General features: G+C 63.7%; 6 protein-coding genes. 2 read left to right on the forward strand and 4 right to left on the reverse strand.

The features are described from left to right. Window positions 1–190 precede the first annotated feature (190 nt). A complete protein-coding gene (locus tag AC1DS3_RS32825) occupies window positions 191–1,660 on the reverse strand; it encodes a coniferyl aldehyde dehydrogenase (protein ID WP_477128798.1) in 1,470 nt (489 codons plus the stop codon). Beyond that, window positions 1,657–2,565, reverse strand: coding sequence for a sterol desaturase family protein (locus AC1DS3_RS32830; RefSeq protein ID WP_477128799.1), 909 nt, complete (start codon window positions 2,563–2,565; stop codon window positions 1,657–1,659). Before AC1DS3_RS32830 ends, AC1DS3_RS32825 begins: the two co-directional genes overlap by 4 nt. Window positions 2,566–2,687: 122 nt before the next feature. On the opposite strand from AC1DS3_RS32830, the gene AC1DS3_RS32835 reads away from it, so the two are divergent. Beyond that, window positions 2,688–3,605: a LysR family transcriptional regulator gene (locus AC1DS3_RS32835; protein ID WP_441632119.1), complete on the forward strand. Its 918-nt coding sequence runs from the start codon at window positions 2,688–2,690 to the stop codon at window positions 3,603–3,605. A 315-nt stretch (window positions 3,606–3,920) separates the two neighbouring features. Then, entirely contained in the window at window positions 3,921–4,541 is a 621-nt protein-coding gene (locus AC1DS3_RS32840; protein WP_441632117.1) for a TetR/AcrR family transcriptional regulator, read from the forward strand. Here the strand turns inward: AC1DS3_RS32840 and AC1DS3_RS32845 are convergent. After that, window positions 4,447–5,229, reverse strand: a complete 783-nt coding sequence (locus tag AC1DS3_RS32845; RefSeq protein WP_441632115.1) for a TetR/AcrR family transcriptional regulator — start codon at window positions 5,227–5,229, stop codon at window positions 4,447–4,449. The two genes, AC1DS3_RS32840 and AC1DS3_RS32845, sit on opposite strands and share 95 nt — an antisense overlap. Continuing rightward, a complete protein-coding gene (locus tag AC1DS3_RS32850) occupies window positions 5,226–6,344 on the reverse strand; it encodes a 2Fe-2S iron-sulfur cluster-binding protein (protein ID WP_477109700.1) in 1,119 nt (372 codons plus the stop codon). The genes AC1DS3_RS32845 and AC1DS3_RS32850 overlap by 4 nt, the downstream gene beginning before the upstream one ends. Window positions 6,345–6,562: the final 218 nt, after the last annotated feature.

Raw genomic sequence — 6,562 nt, forward strand, 5'->3', positions numbered from 1 at the left:
CCACCCCTTCCCATCCCGAACAGGACCGTGAAACGACTCCACGCCCGTGAAACGACTCCACGCCGATGATAGTGCGGATACCCGTGTGAAAGTAGGTAATCGCCAGGCTCTCCCTTGAAACCCCCCAGTACGAAAGTACTGGGGGGTTTTGCTTTTGTGCKATCGAAATAGCGATCGATTCAGCACGGCTTCAGAACGGCTTCTTCACCGCCCCATCGCCCCGGCCGACAAATAGCTTCATCGTCAGGCGTTGCGCCAGATTGCCGTAGGGCGGATAGAACAGCCCGATGGGAAAGAACCGGTGCCGTTTGAACACGGTGCGCRCATGCGACAGTTCGCGAAACCCTTCTTCGCCGTGATAGGTGCCCATGCCTGAGTTACCCACGCCGCCAAAGGGTGCGTCGTGGTTGACCACGTGCCAGGCCCAGTCGTTGATGGTAACGCCGCCGGAATGCGTGCGCGCAAGCAGGTTCTTGCGCTCGGCGGCATCGTGGCTGAAGCAGTACAGGGCGAGCGGACGCGAGCGTTGCTGCACCATGGCGATGGCCTGCTCATGCGTGTCGTACGGCAGCACTGGCAGGATGGGGCCAAAGATCTCCTCGCGCATCAGCAGCATATCGGGCGTGCAGTTMGTCACGACGTGCAATGGCAAGCGGCGGCCGGGGCAGACCTCGCCGCAGGCCACCACCGTCGCACCCTTGGCGCGCGCGTCGTCCAGCATCGCCTGGATGCGCGCAGCGTGGCGATCGGTGGCCAGCGCCGTGTAATCGGGATTGTGCCCGGTCCGCTCGCCGAATAATTCGCCGAAGCTCTCGATCACCGCGTGGACGAATTCGTCCACGCGTTCGCGCGGCACCAGCGCGTAGTCGGGCGCCACGCAAACCTGCCCGCAGTTGATGCCCTTGCCGTGCGCGATGCGCCGGGCGGCCTCGCCAACGGGATAGTCGCGCAGCACGATGGCGGGCGACTTACCGCCAAGCTCGAGAGTGACCGGCGTGAGGTTGCGCGCCGCCTGGCCCATGACGATACGGCCTACCGCTGGCGAGCCGGTGAAAACGAGATGGTTGAAGGGCAGGTCGCTAAAGACGCCAGGGTCTTGCAATTCCCCGCCGATCAATGCAACGTGGTCTTCGGCGAAGATCTCGCCAAGCATGGCCTTGAGCGTGGCGTTGGTGGCTGGCGTTGTCTCCGGCATCTTGATCATGACGCGGTTGCCAGCGGCCAGCGCGGCCACTAGCGGACCCAGTGACAGATAGACCGGGAAATTCCAGGTCGCGATGACACCAACGATGCCCTTGGGCTGGTAGGTGACGCGCAGGCTGTTGCTGGCGAACAGCAGTTCGGGCCAGCGACGGCTCGCCCGCATCCAGCGGCGCACATGCGAGATGGCATGACGGATCTCCAGCGTGGTCGGCAGCACTTCCAGCATCTTGGTCTCTGCCAAAGAGCGCCCGCCGAAATCCCGGGAAATCGCTTCGGCAAGCACGTCCTGGTAACGCAGCAGTTGCTGCTTGAGAGCGCGCAAGTGTTCACGCCGCTGCCCGGCATCGGGCAAGGTGTGGCGCAGGAAGGCTTGCTGTTGCGCGGCGAACATGGCCTGAACGCGGGCGCTCAGGATGTCTTGCCTGGCCAGCTCCTCTGTCATAGCGCGAACATTCATGTGGACCTCTGCTGTTTATCGACCTGCGGTGCTGCATCGGAATGGGTTTCGGTCTCCGCATAAGCCCGTCCACCGAAGCGCAGCGCGGAGTGTGCGCGGCGCGACTGGAACAGCGGGTAGAACATCTGAGTGAACCAGCGCTCCTGCCCGAACAGCACGTCGTCCTGCAAGCCAATCTTGGCGGGATACCTGCGCGTGATGTGCGCCGAGCCAAACAGGATGTCCCAGAAGAACAGCAGATTGCCGAAATTGCCCTTGTAGTGGCCGATGCCGTCCTCATTCGTCATTGCATGGTGCGCCCAGTGGGTGGCGGGCGTGGAGATCGTGCGTTCCAGTATCCACATCAGCGGACGCAGTGCACGGATCCGGTACAAGGGCTCGTCCCACCGCCATGCGCTGTGCGCGCCAAGGATGACAGTCAGCTTGATGACCAGGTACGCACCGTAGACTTTAGCGAAACCCAGATACAGCAGCACACCTGCAATCCACAGGCCCGGCATCATCAGGTAATAGAAGAAATTGTTCCGGTACGTGATGCGGAWGCTCATGTACTGCGCGGTGTGGTGCGCGCGATGCAAAGGCCACAGCAACGGCGAATGCGACACGCGATGCCACCAGTATTGCGTCATGTCGTCGCAAATCAGCAGGACCGCGGCCATTGCCCACCATGGCAGGTGTGCCCACGCGCCTTGCTGCTCCGGCATCAGCCAGGCGCAAAGCTTGCCGGCCCCCAGCAAGGCCAGGGGTTGGGTGATCGCGAGCAGGCTCACGAACATCGCCAGTTCCAGCTTGGTATCGTCCAGGGTAGGGTTGACGCTGTTCTTGTAGCGCCGCGTGACCCACTCCATGCAGGCAAAACCAAGCATGGCGATCACGATCAAGATGTTCTGAAGGTGCGGACTCATTGGGGGGTTGTCTCCGATCTCGCTTTTTKACCTGAAAGGCTTTGCGGCTGACTGTAGGCTTGCCCAGTCAATGCGTCCAATGCATACTATGCAATGTTCCAATGCGTATGGAGCAACGCATCATGATGGACCTTCGCCGCCTGAGCCACGTTCTGGCGCTTGCCGATGTTCTGCATTTCGCGCGGGCGGCCGAGCGGGTTCACCTCAGCCAGCCTGCGTTCAGCCGCAGTATCCAGGCCATCGAGGCGGACCTCGGCATCCGCCTGTTCGATCGTGACGTGGGCGACGTGCGGCCGACCCCGGCCGGCGAGTTCGTGATCGGGCGGGCCCGCAGGCTGCTCTTCGATGCGCGGTGCCTGCAGCGCGATGTCGATCTCTTTCGAGACAGCCAGCTGGGCGACACCGCCTTCGGCGCCGGGCCATTCCCGGCGGCGACCCTGATGCCGCGGGCGTTGTCCGAGCTACGGCGCCTCTATCCCAAAGTGGCATTACGCGTGGAAGAGAGCAACTGGAAGCAGTTGCTGGAACGCCTGCGCGCCGAAGACATCGAGTTTTTCGTCGCGGACGTGCGCGACCTGCCAGAAGACCCTGCACTGGAAATCCGTCCGCTGGGGACGCAACCCGGTTTCTTCTACGTACGCACCGAGCATCCGCTTGCCGGGCGTCAATGCACGGTAGCCGATGCCTGGCAGTACGGCGTCGCGGCGACCAAGTTGCCAAGCGTCCTGAATACCGAGCTGGCCAGGGTGCTCGGCTTGCCGGCGGGCGAGGAAGCCGTGCTCGCGCTCGAGTGCGATGACATTGCTATCCTGCGGGCCGTGGCGCTGTCCACCGACACGGTTCTCGCCGCCACGCAGACATCGGTGCAAGCCGATCTCGATGCCGGCGCGCTGCTGCCGCTGCGCATCGAGGGACTGCCGTCGCTGTTCTCCGAGATGGGCGTTGTCAGCCTGCGCAACCGGACGCCGTCGCCGATGGCGCAAAATGCCATCGCGTGCATCGCGCGGGTCGCTGGCGAGGTGAACGTCGGGCTCTCCTGATCACCCATGGCGCCCCTGCGGGAAGGCGCCGCGCCAGAAGCAAACATGCCCCGCTGGAACCCGCGGGGCATGCATCCAGACGCAGCGCACCAAGCTCAGGCCAACGCAACGATCCAGCTTGGTCACCTTGGCATAAAAGACAGGTAAGAAGGCCGCATAATGCGGCATTGCTTGCGCCTATCGATTATCGATTATTTGTACTTCATGCCTATTCGCCGAAAATCCTCGACGCCAGCCAGCGCGTCCGCTCGCCAGGACGCGCCCGCGCGGCGAGCCGCAAAGGGACCTGCCGCAGCCACCGTCACCCCGCCTGCCATGCGTCCCCCACGCCAGCCGCGCAGCGAACAGAACCTGGGCAACATGATCAAGGCGGGGCGTGCGCTGGCAGAGCAGCGCGGCGACCTGGATAACATTTCCCTGAATGACGTCGTGAAGGCCGCCGAGACGTCGATTGGCGCCTTCTATGCCCGCTTCAAGGACAAGGAGGCGTTCCTCCAATTCATGCTTGAGGCTGCGCTGGACGAAGCCGAAGCGCTCACGAAAAAATCGATCGCCAGGGATCCGGTCTGGCAAGCCGGTTCGGCTACGGCCATCGTGAAGCGCATCGTGCGCGTCTACGTAGGCCAGTTCCGCCAGAATCGTGGCCTGTTCAAAGGCTTCCTGCGCCACTACTCCGCGATCGGGGGCGGCGACAATCCCATGCGGCAGGCCAACCGCCGCATCCAGGATTTGCTTGTGCCATTGCTGGCCAGGCGACTCGATTCCCCACGCGCTGGCACCGCGGACTTCGAGGTGCGCGTCGCCATTCAGTTCCTGGTGGGCACGCTGGCCAATCTGTTGCTCAACGATCCGGGCCCACTGCACCTGGAGCAACGCAAGCTGGAAACCCACCTGATCCGCATGATGTGCCGCTATCTGATGTTGCCGGAAGCGTAGGCGAGACGTCGTCCGCCGCTGGYAAGGCAAGGTAGCGGTGCAGCATCTCGGTGAGCCGTTGCTCCTGGCGCGGATCGTACAGATCCAGGGCGCTGGGCGTATGCAGCACGATGTTGGTCAATGCACTGATGACAAGCTGGACCGCGATGCGGGTCTCGTCATCTGGCCCGCTGAAGCGCCCCGCGGCGACGCGGCTGGCCAGGCGCGGCACCATGGCATCGAGGATCTGCCGGTTGGCCTCGCGAATGGGTTGCCACAAGGGGTTCTGCGCGGGGCTATGCCGCATATATGCGGCAAACAGGCCACGGTGCTTGCGGAACAGGCCGATATAGAAGCCGACGATGCGCGTGCAGATCGCGTGGGCCGGCCCCGCGTTCCAGGCGGGGTCCGTGGCCAGCGAATAGTCCAGCTCGGCACGCAGCTCCGCCAGTGTGTCTTCCAGCACCAACGCGCAGAAGGTCTCCTTGTCCGGAAAACGCGCATAGAACGCGCCAACGGAAGTGGACGCGGCCCGCACGAGATCGGCGAGCGAGAAGCCGGTCAGGCTGCCGGCCTCGTTGATCAGCGCTCTCCCGGCGGCCAGCAGCGCCTTCAGCGTGGCCTCGCTTCTCTCCTGGCGGGGCTGTTTCAGCCCCGCGCGCAGCGTTGGCGCCGCGGCATCAAAGGGGGCCGTGATTTCGGGTGTCATACGTCGAAGGTGATGGCGACCGGCCGCTCCTGGCGCGGGCGCGCCTGGCAGGTCAGGATCCAGCCGGCGGCAAGCTCGTCGGCACTGAAAACATCGTTGCGCGCGTGGACGACCGCGCCATCTACGCACTTGGCCGCGCACGAGCCGCAATAGCCTTCCTCGCAGGCATAGGGCGCATCCACGCCGCAGGCCAGCGCGGCCTGCAGCAGGGACTGGCCGCTGGCAACCCGCACCACATGCAGGGCGCCGCCGAGCGTTACCGTTGCGTCGCAAGCCTGCGCAGGCATTGGCACCGCGCTTGCCACCTCGGCCTCCTGCGCGGCCGCGTCAAACCGCTCCAGATGCACGCGCCCCGGCGCCATGCCGGCCACTTCAGCGGCCTCCAGCACGGTCTGCATGAACGGCCCGGGGCCGCACAGATAGAGCTGGCAGTGTGGCACCGCCGAGAGCAGGGCGGCAATCTTGCCGCGTTCGGGAAAACCATCGGTGTCGTCGTGGTGCAGGTGCACGGCCAACCGATCGGCATTGCCGCGGGACAGCTTGGCGATCTCCGCCGCGAAGATCGTGCTGTCGGCATCGCGATTGGCGTAGTAGAGCGTCATCGCGCAGCTGGCAGATGCCAGCGCCGAACGGATCATCGACAGCACCGGCGTAATGCCGCTGCCCGCCGCGCAGAAGAAGAGCGGGGCGTCCATGTCCTCGCACACGAACCGGCCGGTCGGCGCGCTCACCTCCAGTTGCGTGCCAGCGTCGACATGCGCATGGAACCAGCCCGACGCGCGGCCCCCCGGGATGCGCTTGACGGTGACGACCGGAAGGCCGCCTGCCTCGGGCGAACTGGAAAGCGAATAGCTGCGCAGCAGGATTTTCCCGTCCACGTTTACCCGGAAAGTGAGGTGCTGGCCGGCGCGATATACAAAGGATTGCTGCAGCGCATCGGGGACCAGAAGCGCGTAGGAACGGGCGTCTTCGGTCTCCCGAGTGATCTGCGCGACAGTCAGATTGTGGAACTGCATCAATGTCTCCTGGCTTCTGCGGATCCTGTGCCGGACCCTTGAAATAACAAGAAAGAGAATTATGATTCTGTTTATAGCCGGAAGCAAAAGCAAATTCAAGACCGATCCCACCACCGGCTAGGGTAAGCAGAACAGGCGGGGAGAACGGTCAAAACCCATGAGCGCCAAAGGAGATTGCATGTCATCCCTTCATCGTTACACGCTGGCGGTGGTCCAGACAGGCTGGTCGATCGGCAGCCAGGTTTTCACCGAGTTCAACTGGGAGTACGACAACGAGAATTCCAAGCTGCTGCAGCTCTACGAGACCAGCAAGAAGC

The organism is Cupriavidus sp. 01L46, assembly GCF_056399905.1.